At 68.9% G+C, this 16,709-nt stretch carries 17 protein-coding genes; 5 read left to right on the plus strand and 12 right to left on the minus strand.

Annotated elements, in window-relative coordinates:
• The coding region (locus G3O00_RS29630) for a serine hydrolase domain-containing protein (RefSeq protein ID WP_206145151.1) at positions 1–840 on the minus strand (840 nt) is incomplete at its 3' end.
• Positions 841–953: 113 nt separating this feature from the next.
• On the opposite strand from G3O00_RS29630, the gene G3O00_RS29635 reads away from it, so the two are divergent.
• Positions 954–1,838, plus strand: coding sequence for a LysR family transcriptional regulator (locus G3O00_RS29635; RefSeq protein WP_206145152.1), 885 nt, complete (start codon positions 954–956; stop codon positions 1,836–1,838).
• A 13-nt stretch (positions 1,839–1,851) separates the two neighbouring features.
• Here G3O00_RS29635 and ugpC read toward each other — a convergent pair whose 3' ends face one another.
• From ugpC to G3O00_RS29675, 8 genes are all read right to left on the minus strand, one after another.
• Positions 1,852–2,961 (minus strand): sn-glycerol-3-phosphate ABC transporter ATP-binding protein UgpC, encoded by a 1,110-nt coding sequence (gene ugpC, locus G3O00_RS29640; protein WP_174918490.1) that lies wholly within the window; start codon positions 2,959–2,961, stop codon positions 1,852–1,854.
• Between the two features lie 65 nt (positions 2,962–3,026).
• Entirely contained in the window at positions 3,027–3,713 is a 687-nt protein-coding gene (locus tag G3O00_RS29645) for an HAD family phosphatase (protein WP_206145153.1), read from the minus strand.
• Positions 3,710–4,561 (minus strand): carbohydrate ABC transporter permease, encoded by an 852-nt coding sequence (locus tag G3O00_RS29650; protein WP_011353034.1) that lies wholly within the window; start codon positions 4,559–4,561, stop codon positions 3,710–3,712. Before G3O00_RS29650 ends, G3O00_RS29645 begins: the two co-directional genes overlap by 4 nt.
• Positions 4,558–5,511: a sugar ABC transporter permease gene (locus tag G3O00_RS29655; RefSeq protein ID WP_206145154.1), complete on the minus strand. Its 954-nt coding sequence runs from the start codon at positions 5,509–5,511 to the stop codon at positions 4,558–4,560. The genes G3O00_RS29650 and G3O00_RS29655 overlap by 4 nt, the downstream gene beginning before the upstream one ends.
• Positions 5,512–5,610: 99 nt before the next feature.
• Positions 5,611–6,936 (minus strand): sugar ABC transporter substrate-binding protein, encoded by a 1,326-nt coding sequence (locus G3O00_RS29660; protein WP_174930644.1) that lies wholly within the window; start codon positions 6,934–6,936, stop codon positions 5,611–5,613.
• Positions 6,937–6,994: 58 nt separating this feature from the next.
• On the minus strand, positions 6,995–8,347 hold the full coding sequence (locus tag G3O00_RS29665) for a D-tagatose-bisphosphate aldolase, class II, non-catalytic subunit (RefSeq protein WP_206145155.1): 1,353 nt from the start codon (positions 8,345–8,347) through the stop codon (positions 6,995–6,997).
• On the minus strand, positions 8,335–9,291 hold the full coding sequence (locus G3O00_RS29670) for a sugar kinase (protein ID WP_206145156.1): 957 nt from the start codon (positions 9,289–9,291) through the stop codon (positions 8,335–8,337). Before G3O00_RS29670 ends, G3O00_RS29665 begins: the two co-directional genes overlap by 13 nt.
• Before the next feature lie 96 nt (positions 9,292–9,387).
• The gene (locus tag G3O00_RS29675; RefSeq protein WP_011353039.1) at positions 9,388–10,164 is read right to left on the minus strand and encodes an L-iditol 2-dehydrogenase; all 777 of its coding nucleotides are present in this window, start codon (positions 10,162–10,164) and stop codon (positions 9,388–9,390) included.
• A 328-nt stretch (positions 10,165–10,492) separates the two neighbouring features.
• Between G3O00_RS29675 and G3O00_RS29680 the strand changes: the two genes are divergently transcribed.
• From G3O00_RS29680 to G3O00_RS29695, 4 genes are read left to right on the plus strand one after another with little or no spacing between them, the layout of a single operon-like run.
• The gene (locus G3O00_RS29680) at positions 10,493–10,954 is read left to right on the plus strand and encodes a Fur family transcriptional regulator (protein WP_011353040.1); all 462 of its coding nucleotides are present in this window, start codon (positions 10,493–10,495) and stop codon (positions 10,952–10,954) included.
• A gap of 46 nt (positions 10,955–11,000) precedes the next feature.
• On the plus strand, positions 11,001–11,915 hold the full coding sequence (locus G3O00_RS29685) for a zinc ABC transporter substrate-binding protein (protein WP_206145157.1): 915 nt from the start codon (positions 11,001–11,003) through the stop codon (positions 11,913–11,915).
• 14 nt (positions 11,916–11,929) lie between these two features.
• Entirely contained in the window at positions 11,930–12,820 is an 891-nt protein-coding gene (locus G3O00_RS29690; protein ID WP_174951512.1) for an ABC transporter ATP-binding protein, read from the plus strand.
• Complete coding sequence (locus G3O00_RS29695; RefSeq protein WP_027789245.1) at positions 12,813–13,595, plus strand: metal ABC transporter permease; 783 nt, start codon at positions 12,813–12,815, stop codon at positions 13,593–13,595. The genes G3O00_RS29690 and G3O00_RS29695 overlap by 8 nt, the downstream gene beginning before the upstream one ends.
• A gap of 128 nt (positions 13,596–13,723) precedes the next feature.
• Here G3O00_RS29695 and fghA read toward each other — a convergent pair whose 3' ends face one another.
• From fghA to G3O00_RS29710, 3 genes are all read right to left on the minus strand, one after another.
• Positions 13,724–14,572, minus strand: coding sequence for an S-formylglutathione hydrolase (fghA, locus tag G3O00_RS29700; protein WP_206145158.1), 849 nt, complete (start codon positions 14,570–14,572; stop codon positions 13,724–13,726).
• Between the two features lie 16 nt (positions 14,573–14,588).
• The gene (locus G3O00_RS29705; RefSeq protein WP_011353045.1) at positions 14,589–15,695 is read right to left on the minus strand and encodes an S-(hydroxymethyl)glutathione dehydrogenase/class III alcohol dehydrogenase; all 1,107 of its coding nucleotides are present in this window, start codon (positions 15,693–15,695) and stop codon (positions 14,589–14,591) included.
• A 275-nt stretch (positions 15,696–15,970) separates the two neighbouring features.
• Positions 15,971–16,709 (minus strand): FGGY-family carbohydrate kinase (locus G3O00_RS29710; protein ID WP_241025399.1); only part of this gene is annotated, 739 nt, incomplete at its 5' end.

Consider the following 16,709-nt stretch of genomic DNA (forward strand, 5'->3'; position numbering starts at 1 on the left):
CGCGGTGCCGACCATCCCCGCGCCGCCCGACGGCCACGCATCGGCATCGAACGCGCGCGCCGGCTCGAAGCGGATGCCGATCGTGCCGTCGAACACCGGCACGAGATCGACGTCCGCCATCCGGCGCGGGGCGCCCGGCGTGCTCACGTACGGCGTCGCGAAGCGCGCGGCGTCGTGCGCGACGAACGCGGTGCCGGTCATCCCGAGCGGTGTCGTGACAAGTGCGGCCACCGCGTCGGCGAGCGGCCGCCCGTCGACCGCCTCGATCAGCGCGCCGACCACGTCGATCGCGAGCGAATAGCCCCACGACGTGCCCGGCGCGAACTGCAGCGGCACGCCGGCGATGCGCCGCAGGTTCTCGGCGAGCGACAGACCCGAGCGATCCATCCCGTCGGACACGCCGGCACGCGCATACGGGCCGTCGCCGTCCGCTTCGAGGAAGCGGTAGCCGAGGCCGGCCGTATGCGATAGCAGATGACGCAACGTGATGACGGCAGGCGTGCCGTCTGGCAACGCCGGACGGAACCCGGGCAACCAGCGCGTGACCGGTTCGTCGAGCGCGATGCGGCCTGCCGCGACCAGCCGCATCGCGGCGGCCGCCACGACCGGCTTCGTGACCGACGACAGACGGAACAGCGCGTCTTCCCGCATCGGCGTGCCGGCTTCGCGATCGGCAAGCCCGACGGCGCGCGCATAGCGCAGCTCGCCGTCCTGCGCGACCAGCACGACCGCGCCGACCATGCGCGTGTCGGCAAGCGCGCGATCGAGCGCATCGTCGAGCCGGTGGCGCAGCGCGGCCTCCGGTTCCACGCGCACAGCGGAGACAGGCAGGGATGACATGGCGAGACCTCATACAGTGAACGAGCGCTCATCGTAGGGAGCCGACGCAAGAAGAAAAACCGGGGTAGAGTTCCGGACAATCCGGACGCCGGCGTCCGCAATCGGAAACTCGCATGGAAAACCTCGGCGGCTTCGTCGTGTTCGTTCAGGTCGCGGAAACGCGCAGTTTCGTCGCGGCCGGGCGCGCGCTCGGACTGTCGGCATCGGCGATCGGCAAGCGCATCGCGCGGCTGGAGGCACGCCTGAACGTGCGGCTCTTTCACCGCAGTACGCGCAGCATCACGCTGACGGCCGAAGGCACGCGCTTTCTCGAACGGTGCCGGCGCGTGCTCGCCGAGCTCGACGCCGCCGAGCAGGAACTGACGCACAGCGCCGAAGCGCCGCGCGGGCGCTTGCGTGTGAGCCTGCCGACGATCGGCACGCTGCTGCTGCCGGTGCTCGCCGATTTCATGGCCGCGTATCCGGAGATCGAGCTCGACATCGACTTCAGCGACCGGCTCGTCGACGTCGTCGACGAAGGCTTCGACGCGGTGCTGCGCACCGGCCAGCCGTCGGATTCGCGGCTGTCGTCGCGGCTGCTCGGCCACTTCCGCCAGCACCTCGTCGCGTCGCCCGACTATCTCGACCGGCACGGCACGCCGCGCACGCCGGCCGATCTCACGCAGCACCGCTGCCTGCACTACCGTTTCCCGACCAGCGGCAAGCTCGAAACCTGGCCGCTGCGCGTACCGCGCGCGGGCACGCTGCCCGAGGTGCCGGTCGCGATGGTCAGCAACAGCGCGGAAGCGCGCTTGTGCTTCGCGCTGCGCGGGCTCGGCATCGCGTGCCTGCCCATCTTCTTCGTGCGCGACGCGCTCGAAGACGGCACGCTGCGCGCGGTGCTCGACGAGCACGTCGCGAGCTGCACGCCGATCTACGTGCTGTGGCCGTCAGGGCGCCACCCGACGCCGAAGCTGCGCGCGTTCGTCGATTACATGGCCGCGCACCTGCCGGTGTGAGCGCGGCCGGCCGTCATGCGGCCTTCGCGTGCACGCTCAGCCGGCGGAACGCCTGCCCGTGCTCGTCGAACAGGTGGCAATGCTCGGCTTCCGCGTGCACATGCAGCGCCTCGCCGGTGCGGTACGTGTCGAGCGGCGGAATCCGCGCGATCAGCCCGTCCGGCGCGACGGCCGATTCCGCATACAGGTACGCGGCATCGCCGAGCGATTCGACGGCCATCGTCTTCGCTGCGACGCCGGTCGCCGCCGCTTCGACTTTCAGGTGCTCGGGCCGCACGCCGACCGTCACCGCCGCACCGCGCTGCAGCCCTGCCGCTTCGACCGCGACACGCTGCGTCTCGCCGCTGTCGAAACGCACGAGCACGCCACCGGCATCGACCGATTCGACGGTGCCCTTCAGGAAGTTCATCTTCGGCGAGCCGATGAAGCCCGCGACGAACTGGTTCGCCGGCGCGTGATACAGCTCGTTCGGCGTACCGACCTGCTGTACCGCGCCGCCCGACAGCACGACGATCTTGTCCGCGAGCGTCATCGCCTCGACCTGGTCGTGCGTCACGTAGATCATCGTCGTCTTCAGCTCGTCGTGCAGCCGCGCGAATTCCAGCCGCATCTTCACGCGCAGCGCCGCGTCGAGGTTCGACAGCGGCTCGTCGAACAGGAACACCTTCGGCTTGCGCGTGATCGCGCGGCCGATCGCGACGCGCTGCCGCTGGCCGCCCGACAGCTGCTTCGGCTTGCGATCGAGCAGATGGTCGATGTGCAGGATCTTCGCGGCCTGCTTCACGGCCTGGTCGATCTCCGGCTTCTTCGCGCCCGCGAGCTTCAGCCCGAACGCCATGTTGTCGTACAGCGTCATGTGCGGGTACAGCGCATACGACTGGAACACCATCGCGATGCCGCGCTTCGCGCTCGGCACGTCGTTGACCTTCGCGCCGTCGATCAGCAGGTCGCCGCTCGAGATGTCCTCGAGGCCGGCGATCATCCGCATCAGCGTGGATTTGCCGCAGCCGCTCGGGCCGACGAACACGACGAATTCGCCGTCGGCGATGTCGAGGTTCACGTTGCGCAGCACTTCGGTGTCGTCGTAGCGCTTCGCGATGTTGCGCAGGAGCACGCTTGCCATGATCTGTCTCCGTTCGTTCGTGATGCGCCGCGTCGAGCGCGGCGCCTTGGCGTTGCCAGTGATTGTCAGTTCGGCAGGACCGCGCCGGTCGCCTGCCAGCGCGCGACGTAGCCGGGTAGCTCGTGCATGTCGTCGAATACGTGACGCGCGCCGATCCCGCGCAACGCGTCGATCTGCGCGTCCGACGCATGCCCGCCGCCGACGAAGCCGAGCACGGTCATGCCGGCCGCGGCGGCCGCGGTGATGCCGGTCACGCTGTCCTCGACCACGAGGCACTGGGCCGGCGCGACGCCGAGCGTGCGCGCAGCGGCGAGATACACGTCGGGCGCCGGCTTCGGCCGCGCGACGGCATCCGCGCAGAACAGCCGGTTACCGAAGAAGCGCGCGAGGCCCGTGCGCGCCAGCGCCGCCTCGACGTACGCGCGGTAGCTGTTGCTCGCGCAGGCCGTCGTCAGTTGAATCGCGGCCAGCGCCGCATCGATGCCGTCGACCATCGGCGCATTGACGGCCGCCGCCTCGACCGCGGCGCGGATTTCGACGACGTCGTCGTTCGACAGCGTGCGCCCGACAGCCTCGCCCGCGCCGGCCAGCACGCGTTCGATGCGCAGCCCGAGCAGCGGCATCACGGCCGGCCGCGCATCGACACCCGGCCAGCGGGCATCAAGTTCGCGCACGATCACGTCGGCCGCCACCGCTTCGCTGTCGATCAGCACGCCGTCGCAATCGCAGATCAGGACGTTCATCGCGGTCATTTGACGGCTCCGAACGTGAGCCCGCGCACGAGCTGCTTCTGCGACAGCCAGCCGACGATCAGGATCGGCGCGACGGCCAGCAACGAAGCCGCGGACAGCTTCGCCCAGAACAGCCCCTCGGGGCTCGAGTACGACGCGATGAACACGGTCAGCGGCGCCGCGTTCGAGCTCGACAGGTTGATGCTCCAGAACGCCTCGTTCCACGACAGGATCACGAGCAGCAGCGCGGTCGACGCGAGCCCCGGCAGCGCCATCGGCATCAGCAGGTAGACGATCTCCTGCCACGTCGACGCGCCGTCGATGCGCCCCGCTTCGAGGATGTCCTTCGGGATCTCGTTGAAGTACGTGAAGGTCATCCACACCGCGATCGGCAGGTTGATCAGCGTGTAGACGATCACGAGGCCCGACACGGTATCGAGCAGCCCCGCGTTCTTCCACAGCAGGTAGATCGGCACGAGCACGCCGACCGACGGCATCATCTTCGTCGACAGCATCCACAGCAGCACCTTCTGCGTACGGTGGTTCGGGAAGAACGCCATCGCGTACGCGGCCGGCACCGCGAACAGCAGCGAGATCACCGTAACGCCCGCCGAGATCAGCACCGAATTCCACGCGAACGCGAAGTAGTTGCTGCGCGCGAACACCTCGCGGAAGCTGTCGAGCGTCGGGATGAAGAACAGCGTCGACGCGTACGCCTGCTGCTCGGTCTTGAACGCGGTGATCGCCATCCAGAAGATCGGGAAGAACAGCAGCAGCGCGATCAGCCATGCGAGCGTGCCGGGCAGCGCGCGCCGCACGAGGTCGAACACGGCCGGCACGCGCCGGCCTTCGAAGGTCAGGTCGCTCATTTCTCGTATTCCCCCTTCAGGTTGCGCGCGAGCATCCGCACGAGGAAGAACGACACGACGTTCGCGACCACCACGGCGATGATGCCGCCGGCGGACGCGAGGCCGACGTCGAACTGCTGCAGGCCGAGCGCATAGATCAGGTACGACAGGTTGGTCGTCGCGTCGCCGGGGCCGCCGCCGGTCGTCGTGTAGATCTCCGCGAAAATCGACAGCAGGAAGATCGTCTCCATCATCACGACCACGGCGATCGCGCGCTTCAGGTGCGGCAGCGTGATGTAGAAGAACATTGCGATCGGGCCCGCGCCGTCGATGCGTGCGGCTTCCTTCTGCTCCTGGTCGAGCGACTGGATCGCGGTGAACAGGATCAGGAATGCGAACGGCAGCCACTGCCACGAGACGATGATGATCACCGCGGTGAGCGGGTAATCGGCGAACCAGTCGATCGGCGTCATCCCGAGCGCACGCATCGCGTTCGCGACGAGCCCGTACACCGGATGCAGGATCATGTTCTTCCAGATCAGCGCGGACACGGTCGGCATCACGAAGAACGGCGCGATCGCGAGCAGGCGGGCGACGCCCTGCCCGTAGAACTTGCGGTCGAACAGCACGGACATCAGCACGCCGCCGATCACCGTGATCGCGAGCACCGCGCCGATCAGCACGAGCGTGTGCCAGATCGCGGGCAGGAACGACGGATCGGTCGCGAGGAAGCGGTAGTTGTCGAGCCCGGCGAAGCCCTTCACGTCCGGGTTCAGCAGGTTGTAGCGCGAGAACGAATACCAGATCGTCATCGCGAGCGGAATCGACATCCACAGCAGCAGCACCGCGACGGACGGCGAGACGAGCCAGCTCGCACCGCCGCGCGTGCGGCGCGGCGCGCCGGGCGGCGACGACGCGTCGCCGACCGACGGCGCGTGAGCATGGTTCAGGGGAAGACGCAGGTGACGCATGATCGGAGTCCCTCCGGTTGATGCGCGGGCGCGAAGGCTTGCCCGCCTGTCAGCTTCGACGACGCGCACCGTGCGCCAGCGCGCACGGTGCGGGCCGCGTTACTTCTTGTAGCCGGCCTGCCGCACTGCGCGGTCGGCGGCGGCCTGCCCGGCGGCAAGCGCCTGGTCGACCGTCATCTGGCCGGCCACCGCACCGGCGATCGACTGGCCGACCACCGTGCCGAACGACTGGAATTCAGGAATCCCGACGTACTGCACGCCCGTGTATGGCACCTTCTTCAGCGACGGATCGTTCGGGTCGGCCGTCTCGATCGCCTTCAGCACGAAGTCCGAGAACGGTGCGGCGGCCTTATACTCGGGGCGCTGATACGTCGACGTGCGCGTGCCCGGCGGTACCGACGCCCAGCCTTCGTCCTTGCCGACCATCTCGATGTACTGCTTCGACGTCGCCCACGCGATGAACTTGCGCGCGGCGTCCTGCTGCTTCGACGTCTTCGGCACCGCCAGCGCCCAGGCCCACAGCCAGTGCGAGCCCTTCGGCGTGGCCGCGACCGGCGCGGCCGCGAAGCCGATCCTGTCGGCGACCTGCGACTGCTGTTTGTTATAGAGCATGCCGGCCGCGACCGTCGCATCGATCCACATCGCGCACTTGCCCGATGCGGTCAGGGTCAGGTTCTCGTTGAAGCCGTTCGAGCTCGCTCCCGGCGGGCCGTCCTTCTTCAGCAGGTTCACGTAGAACGTGATCGCCTTCTTCCATTCCGGCGACGTGAGCTGCGCATTCCAGTTCTCGTCGAACCAGCGCCCGCCGAACGTGTTCACGACCGTCGACACGTACGCCATGTTCTCGCCCCACCCGGCCTTGCCGCGCAGGCAGATCCCGTAGGTGCCCTTCGCCTTGTCGGTGAGCTTGTCCGCGAATTCGGCGATCTGGTCGTAGGTCGGCTGGTCGGGCATCTTCAGCCCCTTCGCCGCGAACAGGTCCTTGCGGTAGAACGTCATCGAGCTCTCGACGTAGAACGGCAGCGCGTACAGCTGGCCGTTGTACGACAGGCTGTCGCGCGCGGTCTTCACGATGTCGTTCAGGTCGTAGTCGGCGGGCAGGCCCGTCATCGGCGCGAGCCAGCCGCGTTTGCCCCACTGCGGCGTCTCGTAGGTGCCGATCGCCATCACGTCGAACTGGCCGCTGCCGGTCGTGATGTCGGTCGTCGCGCGCTGGCGCAGCACGTTCTCCTCGAGGATCACCCAGTTCAGCTTGATGTCCGGGTTCGCCTTCTCGAACGCCGGCGACAGCTTCTTCAGCTCGATCATGTCGGGATTGTTCAGCGTCGCGATTGTCAGCGTGCCGGCGGACGCGGCGCAGGCCGCCGTCGCGAGCGCGGCTCCGGCGAAGCAGCGCGCGGCGGCGTCGAGCATCTTTCGTTGCATGGCATGTCTCCTGTGTTTGTTCGAAGTGTCGTCGGTACTGCGTTTCCTTCACGGCCCGTCACGCCGGCCGCTGCATTCCGCACGCGCGCGCATAGTGCGCGATCACGTCGCGTATCCGGTGGCGCACCCAGGCGCGCGGCTCTTTTGCGAGGCCGCCCGCGCGGCAGGCCGCGTACACGTCCGGCAACCACTGCGCGACGAGCGTTTCCGGCACCGGCTGCCGCGCGAGGTTGTCGAAGAGTTGCTCGACCGCGGCCGCGACGGCCGGTTGCAGCCAGTAGTAGCGGATCCGGTCGCTGTAGCTGAACTGGCGCGCGAGCCGCTGCTCGGTTTCGTCGCCACGGTAGTACGGTGCCCAGTGCTCGGGCTGCGCACGCATCGCGGCGTCGACGACGTCGCGCAGCCGCGAGCGCTGTGCGAGCTCGCCGATCAGCGCGTCCTCGATGAAGGTCAGCGCGAACAGCGCCTCGCGCAGCGCGAACGTCAGTGCAGGACCGACCTTCAGCACCGCGAAGTGGTCGCGCACGAGCGCGGCGAGTGCGCCCTCGGTCTGGTAGTCGGTCGAATGCGCTTCGAACACGAGACGCGGTGTCTGCAGGATACTCGCGCCGAGCGACGCGGCCCTGGCGCTGTCGTAGTCGAGCACGTGGCGATCGTCGAAATCGACGCCCGGCTGCGCGACGATCGCGACGACGCGTGTCCATGCATCGTCGAGCCCGGCCGCCGCGAACGCGTGGCCGTGCGCATCGAGCGTCGCCGCGATGCTGTCGCTGCGCGTGACCGCGATCTGCGCGATCGCCGCATCGTCGCCGCTGCCGCTGACTTCGCCGCCCGGTGTCGGCACCTCGGTGCCGATCACGTAGACGGGCGCGATGCCGGCGCGCGCAGCCGCGTCTTCCGCCGCGCGGCACAGCTCGGCCGCGCGTGCGGCGATCGTGCGATCGTCGAGCCGCACCGGATCGTCCGCGCATGCCATGCTCGCATCGAGGTGGATCTTTTCGAAGCCGGCTTCGACGTATGCGGCGACCATCGCGCCCGCTTCACGCATTGCGTCGGCTGCGCGCCGATGCCGCCACGGATTCGGGCCGAGGTGGTCGCCGCCGAGCACGAGCGCCGACGGGGCAAGCCCGCAACGTTGCGCAATCGCGTCGACGTCGCGGCGGAAATCGGCGGGCGTCATGCCCGTATAGCCGCCGAGATGGTTCACCTGGTTGCAGGTCGCCTCGATCAGCAGCGGCGAACCGTCCGCGCGCGCGGCTTCGCACGCGGCCTCCAGCACGAGCCGGTGCGCGCTGCAGATCGAATAGATGCCGCGCTGCGCGTCCGCGCGGTTCGCGTCGAAGATCATCCGCAGCACCGCGTCCGCATGCGCGGTGCGCGAACGTTCGGCGAAGGTCGTCAGGCCGGACATGCAATACCTCGTTCGGTCAGGAAGCGGTCGATTTCGGCCGCGCTGCTGTTACCTTCCATCGGGCCGCGCCGCGTGACCGCGATCGCCCCGGCCGCGTTCGCGCGGCGCAGCGCGACCTCGATCGGCATGCCCGCGACGAGGCTCGCGACCAGCGTGCCGCCAAAGCAGTCGCCGGCGCCGGTCGGATCGACTTCGTCGACCTGAAACGCAGGCGCTTCCGCCCGGTTCGCGCGATCGAACGCGACGCTGCCTTGCGCGCCGCGTTTCAGCACGACACGCTCGAGCAGCGGATGCGTCGCGAGCAGGCCCGCGATCGCGCGCTCGGCCGGCTGCGGTCCGCAGAAGAACGGCAGGTCGGCTTCGCTCGGCAGGAACAGGTGGCACGCGGCGAGCATCGCGTCGAGTGCCGCCCGCATCGGGCGAAAGCTCAGCATTTCGGGCCGCACGTTCGGATCGAACGACACTTTCGCGCCGGCGCGCGCCGCCTCGATCACGCCGCGCTGCACCGCCGCGATCGCCGATTCGCTCGTCAGCGACGAGCCCATCACGTGGAAATAGCGGCAGCCGTCGAACATCGCGGTATCGACATCGGACGCATCGACGCATGCGGCCGCACTGGTGGACAGCGTATAGACGAAGCTGCGCGAGCCGTCGTCGCGATACGCGACGAACGCGGTGCCGGTCGGGCGCGCGACGCGACGAATGCGCGCGACGTCGACCCCATCGCGTTCGAGCCGCGCGACGATCGCGTCGCCGAATGCGTCGCGACCGACGCAGCCCGCATACGCGACGCGTGCGCCGAGCCGCGCGGCCTGGTCGGCGAAGATTGCCGGCGCACCGCTCGGAAACGGCCCTTCGAACAGGCCCGGCGTTTCGAAACCCTGGCCGCGCTCGGCGGCGACGAATTCGGCGAGCAGTTCGCCAGCGACGACGATCTCGGCCATCAGGCGGCCCCTCCTCGTTCGATGGCGGCCGCGGCGTGCGGCGACACCGCTGCGTCGCGAGCCGGCCGGCAAATGGCGCGTGCGAGCGGCACCATATCAGCTCATCCAGTTGCCGCCGTCGACGTTCAGCGTCTGGGCGGTAACGTAGTCGGCGTCGGACGACGCGAGGAACAGCGCGGCGCCGGTCAGGTCGCCCGGCACGCCCATGCGGCCGAGCGGCACGGCTTCGCCGACGAGCCGCTTCTTCTCGCCGAGCGGCCGGTTCTCGTAGCGCGCGAACAGCGCATCGACCTGCTCCCACATCGGCGTGTCGACGACGCCCGGCGCGATGCCGTTCACGTTGATCCGGTGCGGCGCGAGCGCGAGCGCGGCCGACTGCGTATAGCTGATCACCGCGGCCTTGGTCGCGCAGTAGTGCGAAACGAGTGCCTCGCCACGACGCCCGGCCTGCGACGACATGTTGACGATCTTGCCGCCGCGCCCCTGCTCGACCATCCGCTGCGCGACGGCCTGCATCAGGAAGAACAGCCCTTTCACGTTGACCGAGAACAGCCGGTCGAACACGTCCCACGATTCGTCGAGGATCGGGCGCATGTCGAACAGCGCCGCGTTGTTGAACAGGATGTCGACACCGCCGAAGCGCTCGACCGTCGTGGCGACGATCCGCTCGATGTCGTCGCGGCGCGTGACGTCCGCGGTGACGGCCACCGCGCGGCCGGGGTTCGCCTCGATGAGCCGCGCAAGCGAGCCGCCTGCCGGCTTCAGGTCGACGAGCACGCAGCGTGCGCCCTCGTCCAGATAGCGTTGCGCGACCGCCTCGCCGATGCCGCTTGCGGCGCCCGTCAGGATCGCGACCTTGTCTTCCAGTCTCACTGGCTGTCTCCGGTTCGTTCTGCTTTACGACGGTAGCGAGGTGAGCGAACGCTCGCCAACCGATCAATTGCTCTGTTGGTGATCGAATGATCGGATACGCGATTCGCGCTGTCAAGGCGACGTGACGGCTTTCTATGACGCGCTGCGGCACGACGGCGCACCGCGGCGCCCCGCCGCGCACGCCCGGCAAGGCACAGCGCGCACGGTGCGGCGCGGTCGGATCGGCGATGAAGGGGACGGAGCGAGGACGGAAAGGGGAATTCGCGCTGCACGGCGCGGCGATACGTTATATCATCGCCATACTTTGTTTCACGCCCTGCTTCACGCCATGGCTACCTCATCGTCCATTGACGCCCGGCTGTCCCGGGCCGACGCATTCGCCGCCGAGCACGGGCTCGCGTGGACGCCGCTGCGCCGCCAGGTCTACGAACGCGTGCTGGCCGCGCAGCGCCCGATCGGCGCGTACGACCTGCTCGCCGAGCTCGAGCCGCAGCGCGGCCGCGTGCCGCCCACGACCGTCTATCGCGCGCTGGATTTCCTCGTCGAGCACGGCTTCATCCACCGGATCGAATCGAAGAACGCGTTCTTCGCATGCTGCGAGATCGGCGTACCGCACGAAGGCCAGTTCCTGATCTGCGATTCGTGCGGCGACACCGTCGAGATTCCCGGCGGCGACCTCGCGAAGCAGTTGTCCGCGAGCGAGCCCGCGCACGGTTTCGAAGTCCACCACCAGGTCGTCGAGCTGAGCGGCCTGTGCGGGCACTGCAAGCACAAGCCCGTGCAACGCTGACGCGCATCGCGCGGCGCACGCGCCGCCCCTTCCAACGAGGAGTTCCATGTCCATTGCCCTGAAGCGCGCGCCGCGGCGTGCCCTGTCGCCTGTCCGCTGGCTCGCCGCCGCCGTTGCCGCCCTGTCGCTCGCGGCGCCCGCGTTCGTGCAGGCCGCAACCGTCAACGTCGTGGCCGCCGAGAATTTCTACGGCGACGTCGCGACGCAGATCGGCGGCAGCCACGTCGCGGTCACGAGCATCCTCAGCAATCCGGACCAGGATCCGCACCTGTTCGAAGCGAGCCCGAAAACGGCCCGCGCGCTCCAGCACGCGCAGGTCGTGATCTACAACGGCGCCAACTACGATCCGTGGATGAGCAAGCTGCTCAGCGCGTCGAAGCAGGCGAAGCGCGCGACGATCGTCGTCGCCGATCTGGTCGGCAAGAAGGCCGGCGACAACCCGCACCTGTGGTACGACCCGGCGACGATGCCGGCCGCCGCACGCGCGATCGCGGCCGAGCTCGGCCGCGCCGACCCGGCGAACAAGGCCGAATACGACGCGAACCTGCAGAAGTTCGTCGCGTCGCTGAAGCCCGTCGACGACAAGGTCGCCGCGCTGCGCGCGCAGTACAAGGGCGTGCCGGTCACGGCCACCGAGCCCGTGTTCGGCTACATGTCCGACGCGATCGGCCTCGACATGCGCAACCAGCGTTTCCAGCTCGCGACGATGAACGACACCGAAGCGAGCGCGCAGGACGTCGCCGCATTCGAGAACGACCTGCGCAAGAAGCAGGTGCGCGTGCTGATCTACAACAGCCAGGCTGAAGAACCGATGACCAAGCGCATGCTGAAGATCGCGCGCGACGGCGGCGTGCCGACCGTCAGCGTCACCGAGACGCAGCCGGCCGGCAAGACCTTCCAGCAATGGATGGCCGGCCAGCTCGACGCGCTCTCGGCCGCGCTGGCCGCCGGCAAGCAATAAACCACCGTAACGACATGACCGCCACTCCTCACGCACTCGCCGTCGATCGCGTCACGCTCGAACTGGGCGGACGCACGATCCTACGCGACGTCAGCTTCTCGATCGAACCCGGCGAATTCGTCGGCGTGCTCGGGCCGAACGGCGCGGGCAAGACGACGCTGATGCGCGCGGTGCTGGGCCTCGTGCCCGTGTCGGCCGGCACGCTGTCCGTCGGCGGCGTGCCGGTCGTGCGCGGCAATCCGTCGATCGGCTACATGCCGCAGATCCGCAGCGGCCTCGCGAACCGCCGGATGCGCGGCTACGACTTCGTCGCGATGGCCGCCGACGGCCACCGCTGGGGGCTGCCGCACACGAACGCGGCGACGCGCCGCGACGTCGACCGCGTGCTCGATCTCGTCGGCGGCCCGACGCTTGCGCGCCGGCCGCTGTCGGAACTGTCCGGCGGCGAGCGCCAGCGCCTGCTGCTCGCGCAATGCCTGCTCGGCAGCCCGAAGCTGCTGCTGCTCGACGAGCCACTGATCAGCCTCGACCCGAACCACCAGCGCGGCGTCGTCGAGCTCGTGCGCAACGTGCAGCGCGAGCTCGGCATCACCGTGCTGTTCTCCGCGCACGAACTGAACCCGCTGCTGAACGCGCTCGATCGCGTGCTGTATCTCGGCAACGGCGTCGCCGCGCTCGGCACCGTCGACGAGGTGATCACGAAGCCGGTGCTGTCGCGGCTCTACGGTTCGCCGATCGACGTAATGCGCGTGAACGGCAAGATCTTCGTGATGTCGGGCGACGTCGAGATCGAGAAGCACGACCACGAACACGAGGACGACGACGGCCACTCGCACGGCGGTGGCGGCGGCCACGGCCATCACCACCACGGACACGCTCATCCCGGGCATTCGCACGATGTTTGAATACGACTTCATGATCAACGCCTTCGCGGCGTCGGGGATCGTCGCGGTGCTCGCGGGCATCGTCGGCTACTTCCTGGTGCTGCGCGGGCAGACCTTCGCCGGCCACGCGCTGTCGCACGTCGGCTTCACCGGCGCGACGGGCGCGGTGCTGCTCGGCATCTCGCCGATCTGGGGGATGGTCGGCTTCACGCTCGCGGCCGGGATCGGGATGGGCGCGCTCGGCGAGAAGCTCGCGGGCCGCGACGTCGCGATCGGCGTGATCCTGTCCGGCGCGCTCGGCTTCGGCCTGCTGTTCCTGCATTTCTACACGTCGTTCGCCACGCAGGTCACCGCGCTGCTGTTCGGCAACGTGCTCGCGGTGAGCCACGACACGCTCGCGGTGCTCGCCGGCATCGGCGCCGTGAGCCTGCTCGCGCTCGCGCTGATCGCGCGGCCGCTGCTGTTCGCGTCGCTGCAGCCCGAGCTGGCCGAAGCCAAGGGCGTGTCGCTGCGCACGGTGTCGATGCTGTTCCTCGCGGTGTGCGCGCTCGCGGTGGCCGCGGCGACGCAGATCGTCGGCGTGCTGCTGGTGTTCACGCTGCTGGTCGGGCCGGCTGCCGCCGCGCAGAACGTGACGACGCGGCTGTCGACCGGCGTGCTGCTCGCCGCGCTGTTCGCGTTGTTCGAAGCGTGGCTCGGCATCGTGCTCGCGTATCACACCGACTGGCCGACGAGCTTCTGGATCACCGCGCTGTCGGCACTCGTGTACGGCGCGAGCCTGTTGCGGCGCCACTGATCGCCGCCTGTCGGATCACCGCCCGAAGGAAATGAAAAACGCCGGCGCGCCCGAGGGCAGCGCCGGCGTTTTTGCATGCGCCCGCGATCGTGCGGCGCGCTGTGTGCGTTACCTGCTTCCCTGCCCGCTCACCGTGCGAGCACGCGCGCGTGATGCGCGATGTGATCGGCGATGAACGTCGAGATGAAGTAGTAGCCGTGGTCGTAGCCCGGATGGCGGCGCAGCGTCAGCGGCTGGCCTGCCTTCGCGCACGCGGCTTCGAACACGTCGGGGTTCAGCTGGTTCGCGAGGAACTGATCGGCGAGGCCCTGATCGACGAGGATGCCGTCCGCGAACTTCGGCGCATCGGCGCGCGCGACGAGCTCGCTCGCGTCGTGTGCCTTCCACGCTTCGCGATCGGCGCCCAGATAACCCGAGAACGCCTTCTCGCCCCACGGGCAGCGCGTCGGCGCGGCGATCGGCGCGAACGCCGACACCGACCGGTACAGGCCCGGATGGCGCAACGCGAGCGTCAGCGCGCCGTGCCCGCCCATCGAATGGCCGAAGATCCCGAGCCGCGCACCGTCGATCGGCAGCTCGGCCGCGACCAGCTCGCGCAGCTCGCCCGTCACGTACGACTCCATCCGGTAATGCGTGGACCACGGCGCCTCGGTCGCATCGACGTAGAAGCCCGCGCCGACGCCGAAGTCCCATGCATCGGTCTCACCCGGCACGCCCGCGCCGCGCGGGCTCGTATCGGGCATCACGAGCGCGATGCCGTGCTGCGCCGCGTATTGCTGCGCGCCGGCCTTGATCGCGAACGTCTCGTCGGTGCACGTGAGCCCCGCGAGATAGAACAGCGCCGGCACGCGGCCATGCGCGGCCTGCGGCGGCAGGTACACCGAGAACTTCATCGGCAGGCCGATGGCCGCCGAATCGTGACGGTAGAAACGCTGCTCGCCGCCGTGGCACGCATGCGAGGAAACGAGTTCGAGCATCGCGGTGCGCTCCCGGTCAGTACAGCACGACCGAACGGATCGACTCGCCGGCCTTCATCAGGTCGAAGCCTTCGTTGATCCGCTCGAGCGGCAGCGTGTGCGTGATCAGGTCGTCGATGTTGATCTTGCCTTCCATGTACCAGTCGACGATCTTCGGCACGTCGGTGCGGCCGCGCGCGCCGCCGAACGCCGAGCCCTTCCATTCGCGGCCCGTCACGAGCTGGAACGGACGCGTGCTGATTTCCTCGCCCGCTGCCGCCACGCCGATGATGAACGACTGGCCCCAGCCCTTGTGCGTGCACTCGAGCGCCTGGCGCATCAGCTTCACGTTGCCCACGCATTCGAACGAGTAATCCGCGCCGCCGTCGGTCAGCTGCACGATGTGGTCGACCACGTTCTCGACTTCGTTCGGGTTGATGAAGTGCGTCATCCCGAACTTCTTCGCGAGCTCGACGCGCTTCGGGTTGATGTCGACGCCGATGATCTTGTCCGCGCCGACCATCTTCGCGCCCTGGATCACGTTCAGGCCGATGCCGCCGAGGCCGAACACGACCACGTTCGCACCGGCCTCGACCTTCGCCGAGTACACGACCGCGCCGACGCCCGTCGTCACGCCGCAGCCGATGTAGCAGATCTTGTCGAACGGCGCGTCCTCGCGCACCTTCGCGACCGCGATCTCCGGCACGACGATGTAGTTCGAGAACGTCGACGTGCCCATGTAGTGGAACAGCGGCTTGCCGTCGAGCGAGAAGCGCGACGTCGCGTCGGGCATCAGGCCCTTGCCCTGCGTCGCGCGGATCTTCTGGCACAGGTTGGTCTTGCGCGACAGGCAGAACTTGCACTCGCGGCATTCCGGCGTGTAGAGCGGAATCACGTGGTCGCCCTTGCGCAGGGTGCCGACGCCGGGGCCGACGTCGACCACGACGCCCGCGCCTTCATGGCCGAGGATCGCCGGGAAGATCCCTTCCGGATCGGCACCCGACAGCGTGTAGTAGTCGGTGTGACAGATGCCCGTCGCCTTCACCTCGATCAGCACTTCGCCGGCGCGCGGCCCTTCCAGATCGACTTCCTCGATCGTCAGCGGCGCGCCCGCCTTCCATGCAATCGCTGCTTTCGTCTTCATCGTGTGACTCCTGTCTGTGTGTGAGGTCGGCCCGGGTTGGCGCGTCAGCGCTCATGCCGACCGGCGGGGATGCACCAGCACCGACGCCGGTCCCATGCTTCGCACCGGGTTCCATGCAAAGCGGTCGGAACCGTGCCGCGCGGCATCGCGCGCGGCACGGCGAAAGAATCTCGTGCTCGCCATGATGGCCGGTCCGGCCGCGCATCGCGTGCGGGAAACGGTCGCTGGCTTGCCACGATGCGTCATCGCTGGCGCAAAAGAACAAGTGTTCGAGTTTAAACGCCCGTCGTGAACCATGCATCCGTTCGCGCATACAGATCGATGAAGCGTGCGTGGCGCGCGGCCAGCGAGCGATCGTCGCGCGGCGCGGCGACCGGCGACGCGGCCGGCGCCAGCGTATGCAACGCGTCTTCCCGCCAGTGCCCGATCGCGACGCCCGCGAGCAGCGCGGCGCCGCGCGTCGCGGCGTTCGGGCAGTCGATCGCGTGGAGCGATGCGCCCAGCGCGTCGGCCAGCAGTTGGCGCCAGCGCGGATCGACCGAGCCGCCGCCCGCGAGACGCAGCATCGTGACCGGATCGCCGCGATCGGCATCGCGGATCGCATCGAGCCCGGCGCGCAACGCGAACGCGACGCCTTCGAACGCGGCGCGCATCATCGCGCCGCGCGTGTCGCCGAGCCCGAGGCCGAGCCAGCCGCCGCGCGCATCGGGGTTCATCCACGGCGAACGCTCGCCCGTCAGGTACGGCAGGAAGCACAGGCGTTCCGACGCCGCGTGGGCGAACGCTTCGTCATACGCATCGGCCCACTGCGCGTAGCCGAGCCAGCCCCGCACGGCTTCGAGCGCCAAGCCCACGTTCTGCATCGCGGCCATCGTGTAATAGCCGCCGCCGGCCGCCGCGCGATAGCGATGCAGCCCGCGTCGCGCAGGCGGCAGCGCATCCGCGAGCACGACGATCTGGCCGCCGCTGCCCGTCGTCAGCAGCGCGTCACCGGCCGCGGCGAGCCCGCTGCCG

Origin of the sequence: Burkholderia sp. Ac-20384, from assembly GCF_017104605.1 — a bacterium.
Taxonomy (GTDB): domain Bacteria; phylum Pseudomonadota; class Gammaproteobacteria; order Burkholderiales; family Burkholderiaceae; genus Burkholderia; species Burkholderia lata.

Excerpts from the sequence above, each read along its gene's own strand:
- G3O00_RS29695 (WP_027789245.1), top strand. The coding sequence starts at position 12,813 with ATGTTTGAATACGACTTCATGATCAACGCCTTCGCGGCGTCGGGGATC.
- G3O00_RS29680 (WP_011353040.1), top strand. The coding sequence starts at position 10,493 with ATGGCTACCTCATCGTCCATTGACGCCCGGCTGTCCCGGGCCGACGCA.
- G3O00_RS29670 (WP_206145156.1), bottom strand. The coding sequence starts at position 9,291 with ATGGCCGAGATCGTCGTCGCTGGCGAACTGCTCGCCGAATTCGTCGCC.
- G3O00_RS29635 (WP_206145152.1), top strand. The coding sequence starts at position 954 with ATGGAAAACCTCGGCGGCTTCGTCGTGTTCGTTCAGGTCGCGGAAACG.
- G3O00_RS29660 (WP_174930644.1), bottom strand. The coding sequence starts at position 6,936 with ATGCAACGAAAGATGCTCGACGCCGCCGCGCGCTGCTTCGCCGGAGCC.
- ugpC (WP_174918490.1), bottom strand. The coding sequence starts at position 2,961 with ATGGCAAGCGTGCTCCTGCGCAACATCGCGAAGCGCTACGACGACACC.
- G3O00_RS29685 (WP_206145157.1), top strand. The coding sequence starts at position 11,001 with ATGTCCATTGCCCTGAAGCGCGCGCCGCGGCGTGCCCTGTCGCCTGTC.
- G3O00_RS29690 (WP_174951512.1), top strand. The coding sequence starts at position 11,930 with ATGACCGCCACTCCTCACGCACTCGCCGTCGATCGCGTCACGCTCGAA.
- G3O00_RS29645 (WP_206145153.1), bottom strand. The coding sequence starts at position 3,713 with ATGACCGCGATGAACGTCCTGATCTGCGATTGCGACGGCGTGCTGATC.
- G3O00_RS29705 (WP_011353045.1), bottom strand. The coding sequence starts at position 15,695 with ATGAAGACGAAAGCAGCGATTGCATGGAAGGCGGGCGCGCCGCTGACG.
- fghA (WP_206145158.1), bottom strand. The coding sequence starts at position 14,572 with ATGCTCGAACTCGTTTCCTCGCATGCGTGCCACGGCGGCGAGCAGCGT.
- G3O00_RS29655 (WP_206145154.1), bottom strand. The coding sequence starts at position 5,511 with ATGCGTCACCTGCGTCTTCCCCTGAACCATGCTCACGCGCCGTCGGTC.
- G3O00_RS29650 (WP_011353034.1), bottom strand. The coding sequence starts at position 4,561 with ATGAGCGACCTGACCTTCGAAGGCCGGCGCGTGCCGGCCGTGTTCGAC.
- G3O00_RS29665 (WP_206145155.1), bottom strand. The coding sequence starts at position 8,347 with ATGTCCGGCCTGACGACCTTCGCCGAACGTTCGCGCACCGCGCATGCG.